Origin of the sequence: Rathayibacter sp. AY1A4 (genome assembly GCF_002930955.1) — a bacterium.
GTDB lineage: Bacteria > Actinomycetota > Actinomycetes > Actinomycetales > Microbacteriaceae > Rathayibacter.
Window position 1 is genome coordinate 56,387 of record NZ_PSTN01000020.1, and the last position, 15,385, is coordinate 71,771.

A 15,385-nucleotide genomic window follows, 5' to 3' on the forward strand; every position below is an offset into this window, starting at 1 on the left:
CGGGACACCGGCGGCGCGTCGTCCGCCCTCGGAGCGGTGCTGTCAAGGGTCCCCGGCCCCGGAAGGGAGCCGGAGCCGTCGGCGTTGCGTCCAGCACTGTCGAAAGGACGCACACCATGACGAAGACCTGGTTCATCACCGGCGCCTCGAAGGGCTTCGGCCGCGAGTGGGCCGAGGCGGCGCTCGAGCGCGGCGACTCGGTCGCCGGCACCGCCCGCCGGATCGAGACCCTCGACGCCCTCGTCGAGGAGTACCCGGACACGTTCCTCCCGCTGACCCTCGACGTGACCGACCGCGCGGCCGGCTTCGCCGCTGTGCAGGCTGCGGCCGAGCGGTTCGGCCGGCTGGACGTCGTGATCAACAACGCCGGCTACGGGCACTTCGGCATGATCGAGGAGCTCACCGAGGAGGAGGTCCGCGCGCAGCTCGAGACCAATGTCTTCGGCGCCCTCTGGGTCACCCAGGCCGCGCTGCCGATCCTCCGCGAGCAGGGCTCGGGGCACATCGTGCAGGTGTCCAGCATCGGCGGCATCAGCGCATTCCCCTCGATCGGCGCGTACCACGCGTCGAAGTGGGCGCTCGAGGGCTTCACCCAGTCGCTGGCCGCCGAGGTCGCCGGCTTCGGGATCCACGTGACCCTCGTCGAGCCCGGCGGGTACTCGACCGACTGGTCCGGTCCCTCCGCGTCGCGCAGCGAGCCGATCGCCGCGTACGACGAGGTCCGCGAGGCCGCGAGCCGACGCCCCTCGGCCGCTCAGCAGGGCGACCCGCGGGCCTCGCGTCTCGGGATCCTCGCGGTCGTGGACGCGGACGAGCCGCCACTGCGGATCTTCTTCGGACGCGCGCCGCTGGGCATCGCGACGGCGGACTACGAGTCGCGCCTCGAGACCTGGAAGCGCTGGAACGACGTGTCGATCGCTGCTCACGGCGAGTGATCCCGGGCGGTCGCGGCGCGAGGGCGTCGCGGCCGCCGGTCAGCGCGAGGCGGTGACGCTCGCGCTCCGGGGGACGGCCGTGGATCCGCGGACGACCAGCTGCGGAGCGATCGGCGCCGCCTTCTCCGGCCGGTCGCCCTCGATCAGGCTGAGCAGCGCGGCCACGCACCGGCGTCCGAGCTCCACGAAGTCCTGGCGGACGCTGGTCAGCGGCGGCCAGTAGAACGCCGCCTCGGGGATGTCGTCGAAGCCGATGACGCTGACGTCCTCCGGCACGCGGACGCCGCGCTCGTGGAACGCGCTCATCAGTCCGAGCGCCATCTGGTCGTTCCCCGCGAACACCGCGGTGAAGTCGAGGAAGCGCGAGAGCTCGAGGCCCACGCGGTGGCCGCGCTCGGCGCTCCAGTCGCCGAGCAGCGGCGGGCGCAGCGGGATCGAGCGGTGGTCGAGCTCGGCGAGGTAGCCGCGCATCCGCGCCTCGGCCTCGATCCAGTCCTGCGGGCCGGCGAGGTGCACGATCTCGGTGTGCCCGAGGTCGATCAGGTGCCCGGTGGCGATGCGGGCGCCGGCCATCTGGTCGACGTAGAGCGCGTCGTCGCGGTCGTCCTCGCTCGTCTGCAGCGTCACGTGCGGGATGCGCAGCGCGACTCCGGAGAGGATGTCGAAGACGCGGATCTGCGGCGCTACGACCACGAGGCCCTCGACCGCCTGGTTGAGCAGATGCCGGATCCCGGCCTGGATCGACGCGCCGTCGGTGCCGTCGACGTTGGCCGTGACCACGAGGTAGCCCGCGTCGCGCGCCGCCACCTCGATGGCCTGGATGCTGGAGGCCGGACCGTACTGCAGGCTCTGCGAGGACAGCACGCCGACGGTGCGGGTGCGGCTGGTGACCAGTGCCCGCGCGGCGAGGTTGGGGCGGTAGTCGAGCTCGGCCATGACCTCGAGCACGCGCTTCTTCGTCTCGGCGCGCAGGCTCGGGTGGTCGTTCAGGACCCGGGAGACGGTCTGGTGCGAGACGCCGGCCGCGCGGGCGACGTCGTAGATGCTCGGCGCCCGCGACGCGGGCTTGTCTTCCGGCATCGGGCACCGCGGCTCTCTGTGATCGGCGCCTCCGACGCAGGACCGGGGCGCCCTTACGGGCGGCTCGCCCGTCCGCGGGCGCGTGTGAGCACACTTTACGTCCCTCGGCGCGGGGGCCTGCACACCGACGGAACCTCGACGGCTCGGACGGGTGCCGCTCCCGGATCGGCCGGACGTTCCGGCACCGCTGGTGCGGTCGCGCCGGAACGACGCGATCCGCGCCTCCGCCCCGCGGTCGTCGCAGCGGGTGGTCGCCGCGGTCGGGTCAGCCGTCGAAGACCTCGGCCGAGGCGAAGGCCGCATCGGTGCGGAGCACGGCGACGAGGTCCGCGGGACAGTCCTCGAAGGCCGTCCTCTCCGGACCGGGAGGCGTGTGCGCTCGGAAGTCCACGACGGATCCCTGGGGCGCGACGGCGTCGGGCGATCACAGGCGCCACCCTGCGGTCCGGGGTACTTTCCCGCGTGTGAACGACAGCGACGAGAAGTCCGGGAGAGGCTGGCGCATCGATCTCGGCGAGCCGCCGGAGAGCGTGTCCGGCGATGTCGTCGACGCCCTCGATAAGGTGTCCGCGGAATTCGCGGCATTCCGGAGCGGGACTTCCGGCGAGGGCGGAGAAAGGGCCGCGGCCCTCCGCGGAGCCGCCCGACTCGGGGCCGGAGAGCATCGGCTCGCCGTCGCCTCGGGACTGACGCTGGAAGGCGTCCGCGCCTTTCTCGCGGGGGAATGACAAGCCGTCGGAGAGGCGGTTCCCCCGTGCCTCGACAAGCCGGCGCCGAAAGAAGAGAAAGGCCTCGAGAAGGCGCGGCATCCAGAGAGATCGGAGACGACGAATGGACGACGAGGAGTGGGCTAGCTACCTTCTCGCGGGGACCAGCGGTGCACCGACGGATCAGGACGGCGCGACCGCGGAACGCCGTGACGCGATGCTGGCGGCCGTCCTGCGGGAGCTGGACGCGGTCGATCCGTATGGACTCGAGCCGGGTCGCGAGGACGGCGCTCCCCGCGAGGAGTACGCGTCTGAGGCGGCCCCGATCGCGAGCATCCTCCTGCGCCGAGGACGGATCACCGGCGAGGAGCTCGACGCCGTCTGGCGGTTCTGGTTCGGCGAGCCGCTGAGCGCCCTGTTCGGCGACGGCTTCGCCCCGCTCCTGGCGCGGCTCGACCGGCCCGCTCCTCCCTCGGCGGAGGACTGACGGGCGCCGGGTTCCGGCGTCGGACCGGCCGCGATCCCGGCGTCCCGTATCGCTCCGCCCAGCTCCGCCCAGCTCCGCCCAGCTCCGCCTAGCTCCGCTCGCGGAAGAAGCGGATGAGCTCGCGCAGGGCCGGGAGCGTCGCGCTCTCGGCCTCGGCGTCGTCGAGGTCGTCGAAGGAGGTGCGGAGCCCGGCGGCGTCGGCGTCGGCGGCGGACTCGAACGCCATCGACCACTCCGGGAACAGCCGCTCCCGGATCGGCTCCTCGAGGAGGGTGCGCAGCTGCGCGTGGCGCTCATCGGCGGCGATGACGGCCATCCGCTCGCGCAGGACCGCGTCCGGCCCCTCGAGCACCTGGAGGAATCGGCCGTCGCGGTGCAGGAGCATGCCGGTCAGGCCGAGGCGCTCGTTGTTCGCGCGGCACTGGGCGAGCAGCGCGGGGAGGTCGGCGTCCGTGAAGCCGGCGGAGGTGCGGCTGGAGTAGACGAGGGAGAGCATGGCGTCCGTTCCGGGTGGGGGAGGCGGGCGCCTCCGCTACCAGTGGACCACCGACAGCGCCTCCCGCACGGCCACTTCCGCCGGCGGCGGCGGGCTGCTAGAGCTAGCCGACCGTGATCGGAGCGGCGGACGGACGGGTGCCCTGCCGCATCCAGACGAAGAACCCGACCAGGGTGAACGCGCCGTAGAAGACGTACATCAGCCCCGACGCGTAGTAGCCGGCCGAGAACAGCAGCGGCACGCCGACCAGGTCGACGGCCACCCAGATGAGCCAGAACTCGGTCCAGCCCTTCGCCATGCCGTAGGTGGCGAGGACGGAGCCGACGAAGATCCACGCGTCGCTCCAGACCGGCTCGTAGGAGCCGAGCGCGCGGAACACCGGGGTCAGCACCGCGGTGCCGCCGACCATCCCGAGCACCAGCAGGCCGCGGGTGCGCCACGACGCCCAGCGCGGTTCGATCAAGGTGGTCGAGTCGTCGGGGCGGTGGGTCCACCGGTACCAGCCGTAGACGCTGACCAGGATGAACATCACCTGCCGCCCGGCCTGGCCGAGCAGGTTGACGGGGTTCGGAGTGCCGAACAGGGCGCCCATGAAGACCGTGAACAGCAGCACGTTGCCGATGAGGCCGACGGGCCAGGCCCAGACCTTCCGCCGCATCCCGCCGAGGGCGCTGAGGAGCCCGAAGACGTTGCCGATGACCTCCCGCCAGAGGACGGTCTGCTCGCCGATGACGATCTGCGCGTCGAACAGCCAGTGCACGAGGTCCACGAGGCCTTCTTCCTGAGTCGGGATGCCGGGTGGTGCAACCCTGCCCCATCCCGGGCCATTCCCGTCGCGGGCGGATGCGGGCGCCGCGCTCGGACCACGCTGGATCCCGCTCCGGGGCGGGGAGCGCGACCGGCGCCCCGCTGTGCCGCCGCGACCGTAGGCTGGCGGGATGACGTCCCGGGTGCGACTCCTGCTGGCCTCGTCGCACCCCGGGCCGACCGTGACGGTCACCGTGCTGGCGACCGTGATCGCGGCGGCGTCCGGGCATCCGCTCGGGCAGGTCGTGCTGGTGGCGCTCGCCGTGCTGCTCGGGCAGCTCTCGATCGGGCTCGCGAACGACTGGATCGACGCCGACCGCGACCGCGCGGTGGGGCGCACCGACAAGCCGGTCGCGCAGGGGCTGATCGGCGTGGGCGCCGTCCGCGCCGCCGCACTGGGGACGGCCGCGGCCGCCGTGGTGCTCTCGCTGCTGCTCGGACCGGTCGCCGCGGTCGCGCACCTGGTGCTGGTCGCCGCGGGCTGGGCCTACGACGCGGGGCTCAAGCGCACGGTCTGGTCGGTCGCTCCGTTCGTGGTCGCCTTCGGGCTGCTGCCGGTGGTGGCGGTGGCGGCGGGCGACGGCCGGCTCCCTGCCTGGTGGGCGATCGCGACCGGCGCCGTGTTCGGCGTCGCGATCCACTGCACGAACGTGCTCCCCGACCTGGTCGACGACGAGGCCACCGGGGTCCGCGGCTTCCCGCACCGCCTCGGCCTGCGGCTCTCCGGAGTCGTCGCCTTCGGGTCGCTGGTGGTCGCCGCGCTGCTCGTGCTCGTCGGACAGCTCGTCGGCGACCAGCCGGTGCGCGGGACGGGCGTGGTGCTCGCGGTGATCGGGACCCTCGCGATGGTCGTGCTCGCCGCGGCGGGCATCCGCCTGGTGCTGACCGGCCCGCCCACGCGCACCCTGTTCCGGCTGGTGATCGCGGCCTCGCTCGTGCTGGTGGTCGAGCTCGGGCTGGCGGGCGCGCGGCTGGTCGGCTGACCGGCCGCCCGCGACCTCAGGACCAGCGCATCGCGTAGACGCGGGCGAGCAGGTCCGAGGTCGGCAGGGCGAGGGCGGTGCGGAGGAACGCCTCGCGGCCGCGGTGCGCGAGCGTGCCGAGCGGGCGTCCGAGCGCCATGTTCGCCTCCGCCTGCCGCGCCGCGCGCCGGGCCGCGGTGGTGCGCCGCCGGGCGAAGCCGGGCCAGGGGCCGGCCTCGCCGCGGCGCACGGCACCGGCCAGGAGCGGGGCGAGCTCGGCGGCGTCGAGCCAGCCGAGGTTCATGCCCTGCCCGCCGATCGGACTGATCTCGTGCGCGGCGTCGCCGATGAGCACGACGCGGCCGACGCCCATCAGCTCGGCCTCGCGGCGCCGCACCTGGAATCCGCTGAGCATCGTGCAGGTCTCCGGGTCGGCGTCGGCGCCCGTCCGGTCGCGGACAGCGGCGGCCAGGGCGCGCGCGGCCTCCTGGTCGGGGGCCTCCTCGGGCCGCCAGGCGGGGGCGCCGAGAGAGCGGTCGGGGCCGCTCAGGGCGACGTACCGGCGCCGGCCGCCCGGCAGCGGGAAGGACTCCACCACTCCGGCCGGGCCGACGTCGACCAGCGCGGTGCCGGTGAGACCGCCGGGCTCGGGGTCGGCGAAGTCGCCCATCACGTAGCGGTCCGGGTAGTCGCGGCCTGTGGTGCGGATCCCGAGCAGGTCGCGGACGGTGCTGCGGGCGCCGTCGGCTCCCACGACGAAGGCGGCGCGGACGGAGACCGGCTCGCCGCCCGGTCCGGTGCCGGTCGCCTCGACGGTGGAGCCGCGACGGAGCAGGCCGGTCAGCGCGACCCCGGGGCGCAGCGCGTCCGGGGACGCCGCCTCCAGGCGCTCGCGGAGGATCGCCTCGGTGCGGTGCTGGTCGAGGGTGACGACGTAGGGGTGCGTCGCGGAGGCGCGTGCGAACGAGAGCGTGCCGAGGGTGCGGCCCCGGCTGCGCGCGACGCCCTCGCGGACCCGGGTGGCCTCGGCCAGCACGGGAGCATCGGCGCCGACCGCCGCGAACGCGTCGAGCGACGGCGGATGGATGCCGATCGCCCGCGAGCCGCGCGGCACCGAGGAGCGCCGCTCCCACACCTGCACGTCCACTCCGGCCCGCGCCAGGAGCGCGCCGAGCAGGAGTCCGACCGGACCGCCGCCGACCACGAGCACGTCCGTCTCCGCTGTCACGGGTCGAGCCTAGGGAGCGGCGGTGCGGCGGGCGAGGGGGTGCGCTCGACCGCCGCGCGTGCTCAGGGTGCGAGCGGAGGTGTCAGAGCGCGTCGACGGCGGCGAGGATCTCCTCGGTCTCCGTGCGCGTCGTGTAGTCGACGTGCACGTCCGCCGTGCGGACGATCCGGTCGGCGTCGACGACCAGGACGGTCGGGTACGGGACGGCCGGGGTGTCGTCGGCGTTGCTGTCCTTCACGGCGAAGCCGAGCGCGGTGTGCGCCTCCTGCGCCTCGCCGCTGGGGGCGGTGACGATGCCGAGAGCGCTCGCGAGCGTGTTGCCGGGGTCGGAGACGACGGTGAAGCCCAGGTCGCCGTTCGCGACCGCCGCGCGCGACCCGTCGGGGGTCTGCGGGCTGATCGCGACGAGGGCGACTCCGCGCGACGCGAGCTCGGGGGCGAGGGTCTCGTTGTAGTGCTTGAGCGTGATGTTGCAGTACGGGCACCAGGCTCCGCGGTAGAAGACGAGGACGGCCGGGCCCGCGCCGAGGACGTCCGCGAGGTCGACGGTGTCGCCGTCGACGGTCACGACGGAGGCGGCGGGGAGCGCGTCGCCGGCGGTGACGGCTCCGCTCGGGGCGCCGACGGCGACGAGGTCGTCGCGCTCGCCGGAGAAGACGGCGGCGAGCTCGGGGCCGACCGTCTCGTCGAAGCCGACGGTGAACTCGTCGAGCTGGGTGCGGACGGAGGTGCTGGTCATCGGAAGTCCTTCGGTCGTGACGGTCGTGGTCCCCCGTCCGGGAGCCTAGGCATGCGGGGGACCGGGCGCCGGGCGCCCGTCACACGGCGTCACACGACGGCCGACGCGTGTCGGCCGGCGTGCGTGGGGCCCGGCCCCGTCGCTCCGTCATTCCGGGGCGACGACCAGCTCGCCGCCGGCGGAGCGTGAGACGCACGGCATGATCCAGCGGTCCTGCTCCTCGGGGGTCAGCACCAGGTCGCGGTGCTCCGCCGTCCCGCCGACGAGGCGCAGGCGGCAGGTGCCGCACGTGCCCGACTCGCAGGAGGAGTCGACGTCGATCCCGGAGGAGCGGAGCGCGGTGAGGAGCGAGCGGTCGGCCGGGACCTCCACAACGGCTCCGGTCGGCTCCCAGACGGCGGCGAAGGGGACGGCCCGGTCGCCGACGGCGTCGACGCCCGCGAAGTCCTCGACGTGGATCCGGCTCGGGCGCCAGTGCATCGTGAGGGCGAGGACCTCGTCGATCAGCGCGGACGGACCGCAGCAGTAGATCCGGGTGTCGTCGTCGGGCTCGGCGACGAGCGGCCAGAGGTCGAGCCGGCCGTGGATCGCACTGTGGTGCACGAGGGAGCCGTCGGCGGAGAACTCGTCGAGCCACGCGGTGTCCTCGGGGGTGCGGCTGAGGTACACGACCTGCACGGCCGAGCCCTGCGCCCGGAGCTCGGCGGCCATGGCGCGGATCGGGGTGACCCCGATCCCGCCGGCGATCAGGAGATAGCGGGCGGCGGGCCGGAGGACGAAGGTGTTCGCGGGCGGCGCGGAGGAGAGGACGTCGCCGACGCGGACGTCGTCGTGGAGGCTCCGCGATCCGCCCCGGCCCCCGGGCTCCCGGCGCACCGCGATCGCGTAGTGCGACGGCTCCGCGGATCCCGGCTCGACGAGGCTGTAGCTGCGGCGCTCGCCGGAGGGGGTCGTGAGCGTGAGGTGCGCGCCGGCGGAGTAGCCGGGCAGCGGGGCGCCGTCCTCGCTCCGCAGCACGAAGCGGGTGACGGCCGGGGTGAGCGCCTCGCGCTCGGCCACCACGAGCCGCAGCTCAACCACGGAGCACCAGCTCGTCGCCCACGCCGAGCGTGCCGCCGTCGAGGACCTCCGCGTAGACGCCGAGGAGCTCGTGGCCGTAGGTCTCGTGCAGCAGGCGAGGGACCGGCAGGTCGCGCCGACCGGTGCCCGGCTCGACCTCGGTCGCGGCGCACCGCTCGGTGGCCTTCGTGATCCGCAGCCGCAGCCCGCCCGCGGTGAGCTCGCGCCCGAGCAGCTCGAGCTCGCTCCACGCGGGCAGCCCCTCGAGGTGGATGTTCCCGCGGAACCGCAGCGGATCGACGCTCCGGCCGGTGCGCCCGGCGAGGTCGCGGACGCTCGCCAGGTTGATCAGCGAGACGTACTCCATCTCGATGTCGGAGTTGTGGGCCGTGTCGGTGTAGCGGCGCCCCGCGTCCTGGGCGATCACGGGCTCGACGCCGGGCGGCAGGTCGAGCACGCGGGCGGCGAAGGAGCGCAGTGCGGCCCGTCCGTCCTCCGCGCCGAGGTCGGCGGAGAGGACCCGGTGGCCGCGGACGTCGACGGTGAGCACTCCGCTGTCGGGGTCGAGGTGCGTGGTCAGGCCGGCGAGGCGGGCCTCGGCGACGAGGACGAAGTACTCGCGCTTGGAGATGCCGTGCCGCATGCCGGGCCGGTAGGCGCCGCCGGGGCGGGCGAGGGCGATCGTGCGGTCGAAGGGGACGCCGCGGCCGGCGGTGAGCTCGACGCGGGGGAGCGGCTGCGGGGTCAGGCCCTTCACCGGGTAGACGAAGAGGCCGTCCACGCGTGTCGTCATGCCCCCATCCTGGCGCATCGCGGGGGAGCCGGCAGGGCCGTCGCGGCGCAGGGGAGCGCGAGGAGCGGACGCGGCGCCGTGCGGATCCTGCGAGGCCGCGGGGCGGATGCGCTCCGGCGGGCCTCGTCAGTACTGGAGCGAGAGGCCGACCAGGGGCGGGACGACGAGCGCTCCCAGCTCGACGATCGCGACGCTGGCGCCGACGCCGAGCGTGACGGCCGAGAGCAGCCGGGCGCGGTCCTTCCGCGCGACGCCGATGACGCCGACGATCGCGGTCGCCGTCGCGAGCACGAGCATCGTGACCCCGAGGGCGGCGAAGAGCGCCCCGATCTGCGTGGTGTCGAAGCCGCCCCGGAACGCGAGGACCGGGATGGCCGTGGTGAGCGCGGTCCGCCCGATCTGCGCGAGGACGAGGACGATCGCGAGGACGAGGCCGACGATGCCGACGACGTCGCGGGGCCGGGAGTGGGGGGCGGGGACGGAGGCGGTCACGCCGTCGAGCCTAGGGGCGGGCGCGGCGGCGGGGCGAGTGCCGAAGGGTGTCGCCGAGCTCGATTTTTCGTCTCATGACCGGCGCCCCTGGCGGGCTTCTTCCGAACGAGAACCGGCTTCCCGTGACTGCTCGGCACCCTGTCATGCACTTCGTGCTCACGAGCGCTTCGGAAGGAGGAACGCCGGGAACACCTCAGCGAATCTCTCGGCGGTGACTATGAGCCATTGAGCGAGATCAGGAGCGGTGGCCTCGTCGCGCCACTCGCCGGTTTCGCGTAGGAGGACCTGGCTAGACAGGTTCCCCGGCTCATTGAGCCACTCGAGATCCGCGCCGACGGCAGCCTCGATCTCCACGCGATGGTCGAGCAGGCGGGCGAAGAGCGCCTTGTCCTCTCGGATCTTCAGCGCACAGGAGACGCCGGCGGGTTCGCGGGACGACAATCCGAGGACGATGACGGATCCGGGCACGCCGAGACTCACGTCGACAGTGGATCCGGTCGATCCGCTGGGCCAGGACGTGATCCTCGTCTGGAGACTCTCGCCGAGGTCGTGGACCTTGAGGAAGAACGCCTTCCTCTGCGCGAGGAGCGGCCGGGTCCCAGGCACCCGATGTCGATCCTGGTCGATCTCCAGCCCCGCGAGATCGGCGAGGTCTTCGGCGCGGAGGAACTGCGCCGGATCGGCCCGGCCCTCGCGATCGAAGGTGAGACCCTCGGACTCGAGGAACTCGCGCGGAGGATCGGTCCGGTCCGAGTCCATCCATCTGAAGCCCGGCGCTATCGTGCCGCCGCTTTGAAGTACTCTCCACGCGCCTTGCATCGGGTTGCTCGCGAGGACGGCTGCGACGGGTTGAGGGTAAGAGCCGGCGACCAGGGCGACCTCGCCGTAGGACGTCCATCTGCCGGCGGGGATCTCGGCGACTATTGAGGCCACGACGCTCCGCATCGCGGAGGGCTCTGCCCCGCCGGACGACGTCAGGTCTTCATCAGGACCAGGCCACAGAGCGATGATCCTCTCTGCGAGAGCGGCGCTGCGCTTCGCGATCTCCGGAGCGCCCCACTCCTCCTCGCCCGCGATCTCCTGATTAAGGCGAAGGCCACTCTCGGCCAGCATCCTGCGCTTCTGGTCGAAGGGGCGGTTGCTGAGCTCGCTGTTGTACCCGGTGAGAGTGAGGTTGCCGATCGTGTGGACGAGGCGGTCGTGCTCATAGGCGAGATCGGATCCGTCGGGCAGGCCCCGCTCGAAACCACGCCGCACGGCGTCGGTCAGGGTCTGAGGCAGGACGTGCTCGATGGTCAGGTTGCCCGGGTCGATAGTCTCCTTCGACTCGTAGGACTCCTCGAGCCACAGCAGGATGAGCTTCTTCTGAGCGGCCCGACCCTGCCAGTAGAACGGGACATTCGTCACCGCCTCCCGCACCTGCTTGTCCGTGCCGTAGTACTTGCGGCCGCGCGACAGGTGCTCGCGCAACGCGACGTCGATATCGGGGGCGTCGGCAATGGCGCTCACTGCTTGAAGGAGCGTTCGATTCAAGCTCGCAGTCGCGCGCCCGATGACGATGCGCCGGACGAAGTAGGACTCGAGGTAGGTCAGGGCCTGAAGCACCTGATCAGCGGACGCGGTTCCTGCAGCCCGCCGGTCCAAGAGGCGCATGACGACGGGATACGCAGTCGTCGAGCCCCATGCTCGGATCCGCGTCAGGCGTCTCTGGATTCGGTTGTCGACCTCGAGCGAAGGATCGAGAATAGCCGCGAGTACGTCGCCCAGCTTCGCGATTCGCACGACCTCGGCCACGATTTCGGCCGGGCCGGCGAGCTTCTCCAAGCGCTTCTGCTGCCCTGTATACGTGTCCGACTGCTTGGCGCGTTCGTCCGTCTGCACCAGGTCGAGCCAGAACAGCAACTCGAGGCTGTCTGCACTGAGCTTCTTCTCCAGAGGCAACCAGACCGATTCGTAGACCTCGACGCCGCTGTCGCCGAGCCGCATGAACAGATAGTTCTTCAGGAGATCCGACTGGGTCAGCTGAAGGCCGGTGTTGTTCAGCGATTCGAAGATGCGGTGTGCATTGTCCCGGGGCTCTGCCGTCACGACGACGAGGGCGAGGCCGTTGACTATGACGTTCTCGATCTCCTCGAGATCGTGCGGATCATCCGGGTCGTCGGCCGCAGCGATCTTCGAGCGGAAGTGGTTGTACGCCTCGCCGATCCGGCCGATACCTCCTGCGTCCGGAGCCGACCGAATGACCGCCAGGTAGGAGGCTCTATCCGCCTGCGTGGGCAGAACTTTCGCCGGCTTGTCCTTGTCGTACACATTGACCAGGTACTGCGCCTGGATGCCCTCAGCCTTTTCGGCGTCGCCGGTCTCGTTCAAGTGATCTCGGAGGGCGGCCAGGAGGAGCGTGAGGGTCGTCAGGCGCTGCTGCCCATCGACCACGAGCAGCTTCGAGACGCCGACAACCGAGAAGTCGGGGCTCTGGGCGAGTACCAGCGAGCCGATGAAGTGCGTCGCGGTGGGCTCCTCGCGGCGGGTGTTCGCGAGCTCGGCGATGTCGTTCCACAGCTGGTCGAGCTGCGGCTTCCCCCATGAGTAGACCCGCTGGTAGAGCGGCACCTGGTACTGCTTCTTACCCTCCAGCACACCGGCGAGGTTCGTCTCCGCTGCCTTGACCATTCTTACCTCCGCGTTGAAGTGTCTTCGAGATCGGCTTGCGCCCGTGGACGGCGCCTAATGATCGGCGGGCGCTGCCACTGAGAGGCCGCCCCTATTCGGGGTGAGCTCGAGGACGGTCTGGTCCGAGTCGGTGAGAACCGGGATCCCGTCGGGCAGCGTGTGGAGCGCCCGGGCGAGACGGCTGAAGGTCGTTCGAGCCTCGAGAGTTCCTTTGCCGGCGAAGGCGATGAGAATCCTGCTCGCGTCGATCTGCAGAACGCTCAGATCATCGAGGAGCCCGACGAGCTGCACCTGTCGTGCCGCGATCCGCCCGAGCTCGTCGCGGAGGACCCCCTCGACGGAGAGCAGCGACCGGTCCGGATTCGCATGCTCGGCCGCGACCCTCTCGAGCACCGCGATCCGAGCTCGAAGAGAGAATCCCTCGTACATCTGGGCGACGATGCGTTCGAATTCCCTCATCGGATCGTCGCGCTTGCCCACGAGTGCGACGAGGAGCTCGGGCGCGTACACCCGGTCAACGCCCTCGTACTTGGCCACGACATCGAGCCAGCGGTCGAGACGATCCTCGTAGCTGTTTGCAAGCGCATCGAGCGCACCGAAGGCATGGGCGGCTGAAGAGATCGCCGGGATCCTCGCTTGGTCGAGCAGGTAGCCGGCGACTTTCCGCGTCTGCTGCGCCGCGGTGACCAGTACCGATCGGTCCTCCTCGTTGGCCCGATTCTCGATTCCGAGCAGTGTCGTCGTGATCCTCTCAAGCTTCTTGTTCATCTGGTGCTGCGCGAGCATATCCCCGGCGACGGCGAGACCCACCGTGGCGATAAGTGGTCCGGCCGCAGCAGCGGCGCCCGTCCCCGCCACTGCCGGGACGAGCCGAGCATGAGCCGAGAGTTTCGTCGACCCGGCCGCCCGGACGATTCCGCGGAACCCGCCCCCTACTGCGGGAACGAGATCGCGAGCGACCGCGCCGGTCGGGAGGATGACGCGGTAGAGGCCCTCAGCGGATCCGGGCGATCGGGTGAGGCCGCCCGCAGCCTGACCGATCGCCTTCGCGAAGGCCCCTGCGGTCTGAGCCACGAGACCCGAGGCCACCTGGCCGGCCGGTGTCGGCACGCGACTGATGAGCAAAGCATCGCGATTGAGGAGCATGCGGAGCATCCCCTCGGTGCTCGGTTCCGACGGCGTCGGGACCAGGGGGACGACGACAGCTTCTTCGGGATTCACGGCGCCTCCAGCTGGTGTGTGTATCTCATCCTGTCAGTCGGCGGGGACCGAGCCGACGCATCCCGTTCGGACCGATCAGTCGGCAGCGCTCCTGAAAAGGGACCACCCGGATGCCCGTCCACTGGTTATGGCGCGATGACCCGAGTGCGGCATGTCAAGGTCCGTTCTGCAATGTCCTGTTCGCCTGCCGCCCCTTGCCCGCGCGCCGCTCCGCGCGCACGCTGGAGTCATGACCACCTGGAGTCCTCTCGAGATCGTCGGCGCCGTGGTGATCGCCCTCGCGCTGATCGGGCTCGCCGTCGCGGCCGTGGCGGTCGGAGCGGGCGACGAGATCGCGTTCATCGGCGTGCTGGTCGCCTTCGCGGTCGCGGTCACCGGGCTCGGCCTCCACATCGCCGGCCGCGAGGCGCGGTACCGCCGCGACAACCGGTGACGCCGACGCGACGACCGCTGAGCAGACGCGCTCCCGCCGCGACGGCCGCTGAGTGGAAGAGACTCCCGCCGCGACGACACTCGGCCGGTCAGTGCCCGAGCTCCACCAGCAGCACGCCGGCGATGATCAGGCCGATCCCGCCGAGCATCGTCCAGGTCAGCGGGTCCTGGAACAGCCAGCGCCCGAGCACCGCGGTCAGCGCGACTCCGACCGCCGCCCAGATCCCGTAGGCCACCCCGATCGGCATGCCCTGCGCGAGCGCCCCGGCCAGCAGCGAGAACGCGACGACGTAGCCGACTCCGACCACGACGTACCAGCGCTTCCGGCCGTCCGTCGCGGGCTTGAGGCTCATCGTCGCGGCGACCTCGGTGAGGATCGCGCCCGAGAGCAGCAGCCAGGCCATCAGCGCACCGCCCGGCGCGCGGCCTGCGCTCGCTGCGACCCGATCTCGACCATCAGCACGCCCGCGATGATCAGCACCAGCCCGATCGTCATCACGCCCGTCAGCGGCTGCCCGAAGAGCACGGCCGCGAGGACCGCCGTCAGCGCGACGCCGCACGCGGCCCACACGCCGTAGGCGACTCCGATCGGCATGCCGGCCCTGAGCACCCGGCTGAGGAGGACGAACGCCGCCAGGTAGCCCGCCACCACGAGCGCGTACCAGCCCGGCGACCCGATCGCGGCCTGGAGGGCGAGCGACGCCGTCACCTCGGTGAGGATCGCGCCGGTGAGGAGCACCCAGCTCATCGCGTGCCGTCGGATCGGGTCATCCGGCCAGCGTAGGGCGGGCGCGGAGGCGGGGGCCGCGGATCGAGGGCTCAGCGCGCGGGGAGGGGTGGGAACGATCGTTCTCCGGGCAGTGGCGCGCTCACCGCGCGAAGTGCTCGCGCACCTCCGCCTGCCAGCGCTCGCGGTCCTCCTCCGTGATGAACGCCGCGTCGAAGGAGTTGAGCGCCAGCTGCTCGAGCTGCGCGTCGTCCATCCGCAGCTCCTCGACCAGGGCGCGGTAGTTCTCATCCACGTAGCCGCCGAAGTAGGGCGGGTCGTCGCTCGAGACCGTCACGACGAGTCCCTCGCGGAGCATCGCGGGCAGCGGGTGGTCGGCCATCGTGTCCACAGCGCGCAGGGCCACGTTCGACAGCGGGCACACCGTCACCGGGATGCGGCGCTCGCGGAGCATCGCGACGACCTCCGGGTCCTCCATCGCGCGGATCCCGTGGTCGATCCGCTCGACCTTCAGCAGCTCGACGGTGGCCGCGACCAGCTCGGGCCCGCC

19 protein-coding genes are annotated in these 15,385 nt (G+C 72.0%); 5 read left to right on the forward strand and 14 right to left on the reverse strand.

Annotated elements, in window-relative coordinates; all coding sequences use genetic code 11:
- Nucleotides 1-116: 116 nt before the first annotated feature.
- Nucleotides 117-935 (forward strand): SDR family oxidoreductase, encoded by an 819-nt coding sequence (locus tag C5B92_RS12445; RefSeq protein ID WP_104256397.1) that lies wholly within the window; start codon nucleotides 117-119, stop codon nucleotides 933-935.
- Nucleotides 936-974: 39 nt separating this feature from the next.
- On the opposite strand, the gene C5B92_RS12450 is transcribed toward C5B92_RS12445, so the two are convergent.
- Both C5B92_RS12450 and C5B92_RS17710 read right to left on the reverse strand, forming a co-directional pair.
- Nucleotides 975-2,015 (reverse strand): LacI family DNA-binding transcriptional regulator, encoded by a 1,041-nt coding sequence (locus C5B92_RS12450; protein WP_104234510.1) that lies wholly within the window; start codon nucleotides 2,013-2,015, stop codon nucleotides 975-977.
- A 265-nt stretch (nucleotides 2,016-2,280) separates the two neighbouring features.
- The gene (locus C5B92_RS17710) at nucleotides 2,281-2,406 is read right to left on the reverse strand and encodes a hypothetical protein (RefSeq protein WP_258061411.1); all 126 of its coding nucleotides are present in this window, start codon (nucleotides 2,404-2,406) and stop codon (nucleotides 2,281-2,283) included.
- Nucleotides 2,407-2,479: 73 nt separating this feature from the next.
- On the opposite strand from C5B92_RS17710, the gene C5B92_RS12455 reads away from it, so the two are divergent.
- Together C5B92_RS12455 and C5B92_RS12460 are read left to right on the forward strand one after the other, a co-directional pair.
- Entirely contained in the window at nucleotides 2,480-2,743 is a 264-nt protein-coding gene (locus tag C5B92_RS12455) for a hypothetical protein (protein ID WP_104256396.1), read from the forward strand.
- A 103-nt stretch (nucleotides 2,744-2,846) separates the two neighbouring features.
- Nucleotides 2,847-3,209 carry a hypothetical protein gene (locus C5B92_RS12460; RefSeq protein WP_104256395.1) on the forward strand — a complete coding sequence of 121 codons (363 nt, stop codon included), beginning with the start codon at nucleotides 2,847-2,849 and terminating at the stop codon, nucleotides 3,207-3,209.
- Between the two features lie 88 nt (nucleotides 3,210-3,297).
- Here C5B92_RS12460 and C5B92_RS12465 read toward each other — a convergent pair whose 3' ends face one another.
- Together C5B92_RS12465 and pnuC are read right to left on the reverse strand one after the other, a co-directional pair.
- Complete coding sequence (locus C5B92_RS12465; RefSeq protein WP_104227402.1) at nucleotides 3,298-3,705, reverse strand: BLUF domain-containing protein; 408 nt, start codon at nucleotides 3,703-3,705, stop codon at nucleotides 3,298-3,300.
- Between the two features lie 103 nt (nucleotides 3,706-3,808).
- Nucleotides 3,809-4,474, reverse strand: a complete 666-nt coding sequence (pnuC, locus tag C5B92_RS12470; protein WP_104227403.1) for a nicotinamide riboside transporter PnuC — start codon at nucleotides 4,472-4,474, stop codon at nucleotides 3,809-3,811.
- 169 nt (nucleotides 4,475-4,643) lie between these two features.
- Here pnuC and C5B92_RS12475 point away from each other — a divergent pair, with 169 nt between their 5' ends.
- The gene (locus C5B92_RS12475; RefSeq protein WP_104256394.1) at nucleotides 4,644-5,495 is read left to right on the forward strand and encodes a UbiA family prenyltransferase; all 852 of its coding nucleotides are present in this window, start codon (nucleotides 4,644-4,646) and stop codon (nucleotides 5,493-5,495) included.
- A 16-nt stretch (nucleotides 5,496-5,511) separates the two neighbouring features.
- Here C5B92_RS12475 and C5B92_RS12480 read toward each other — a convergent pair whose 3' ends face one another.
- From C5B92_RS12480 to C5B92_RS12510, 7 genes are all read right to left on the reverse strand, one after another.
- Nucleotides 5,512-6,702 (reverse strand): NAD(P)/FAD-dependent oxidoreductase, encoded by a 1,191-nt coding sequence (locus C5B92_RS12480; protein ID WP_104256393.1) that lies wholly within the window; start codon nucleotides 6,700-6,702, stop codon nucleotides 5,512-5,514.
- A gap of 82 nt (nucleotides 6,703-6,784) precedes the next feature.
- Nucleotides 6,785-7,441, reverse strand: coding sequence for a peroxiredoxin-like family protein (locus C5B92_RS12485; protein ID WP_104256392.1), 657 nt, complete (start codon nucleotides 7,439-7,441; stop codon nucleotides 6,785-6,787).
- A 147-nt stretch (nucleotides 7,442-7,588) separates the two neighbouring features.
- On the reverse strand, nucleotides 7,589-8,521 hold the full coding sequence (locus tag C5B92_RS12490; RefSeq protein ID WP_104256391.1) for a PDR/VanB family oxidoreductase: 933 nt from the start codon (nucleotides 8,519-8,521) through the stop codon (nucleotides 7,589-7,591).
- On the reverse strand, nucleotides 8,514-9,293 hold the full coding sequence (locus C5B92_RS12495) for an MOSC domain-containing protein (protein ID WP_181028821.1): 780 nt from the start codon (nucleotides 9,291-9,293) through the stop codon (nucleotides 8,514-8,516). The genes C5B92_RS12490 and C5B92_RS12495 overlap by 8 nt, the downstream gene beginning before the upstream one ends.
- Nucleotides 9,294-9,419: 126 nt before the next feature.
- Nucleotides 9,420-9,785 (reverse strand): hypothetical protein, encoded by a 366-nt coding sequence (locus C5B92_RS12500; protein WP_104256389.1) that lies wholly within the window; start codon nucleotides 9,783-9,785, stop codon nucleotides 9,420-9,422.
- A gap of 156 nt (nucleotides 9,786-9,941) precedes the next feature.
- Entirely contained in the window at nucleotides 9,942-12,455 is a 2,514-nt protein-coding gene (locus C5B92_RS12505) for a DUF4268 domain-containing protein (protein WP_104256388.1), read from the reverse strand.
- A gap of 54 nt (nucleotides 12,456-12,509) precedes the next feature.
- The gene (locus C5B92_RS12510; RefSeq protein ID WP_104256387.1) at nucleotides 12,510-13,676 is read right to left on the reverse strand and encodes a hypothetical protein; all 1,167 of its coding nucleotides are present in this window, start codon (nucleotides 13,674-13,676) and stop codon (nucleotides 12,510-12,512) included.
- Between the two features lie 229 nt (nucleotides 13,677-13,905).
- Here C5B92_RS12510 and C5B92_RS12515 point away from each other — a divergent pair, with 229 nt between their 5' ends.
- Nucleotides 13,906-14,109 carry a hypothetical protein gene (locus C5B92_RS12515; protein WP_104350445.1) on the forward strand — a complete coding sequence of 68 codons (204 nt, stop codon included), beginning with the start codon at nucleotides 13,906-13,908 and terminating at the stop codon, nucleotides 14,107-14,109.
- Nucleotides 14,110-14,197: 88 nt separating this feature from the next.
- Here C5B92_RS12515 and C5B92_RS12520 read toward each other — a convergent pair whose 3' ends face one another.
- The 3 genes from C5B92_RS12520 to C5B92_RS12530 form a co-directional block, all read right to left on the reverse strand.
- Nucleotides 14,198-14,512 (reverse strand): multidrug efflux SMR transporter, encoded by a 315-nt coding sequence (locus C5B92_RS12520; protein WP_104239710.1) that lies wholly within the window; start codon nucleotides 14,510-14,512, stop codon nucleotides 14,198-14,200.
- Nucleotides 14,512-14,856 carry a multidrug efflux SMR transporter gene (locus C5B92_RS12525; protein WP_104256385.1) on the reverse strand — a complete coding sequence of 115 codons (345 nt, stop codon included), beginning with the start codon at nucleotides 14,854-14,856 and terminating at the stop codon, nucleotides 14,512-14,514. The genes C5B92_RS12520 and C5B92_RS12525 overlap by 1 nt, the downstream gene beginning before the upstream one ends.
- A gap of 121 nt (nucleotides 14,857-14,977) precedes the next feature.
- Nucleotides 14,978-15,385, reverse strand: a 408-nt coding sequence (locus tag C5B92_RS12530; protein ID WP_374952932.1) for an adenosine deaminase, incomplete at its 5' end; no start/stop codon positions are given.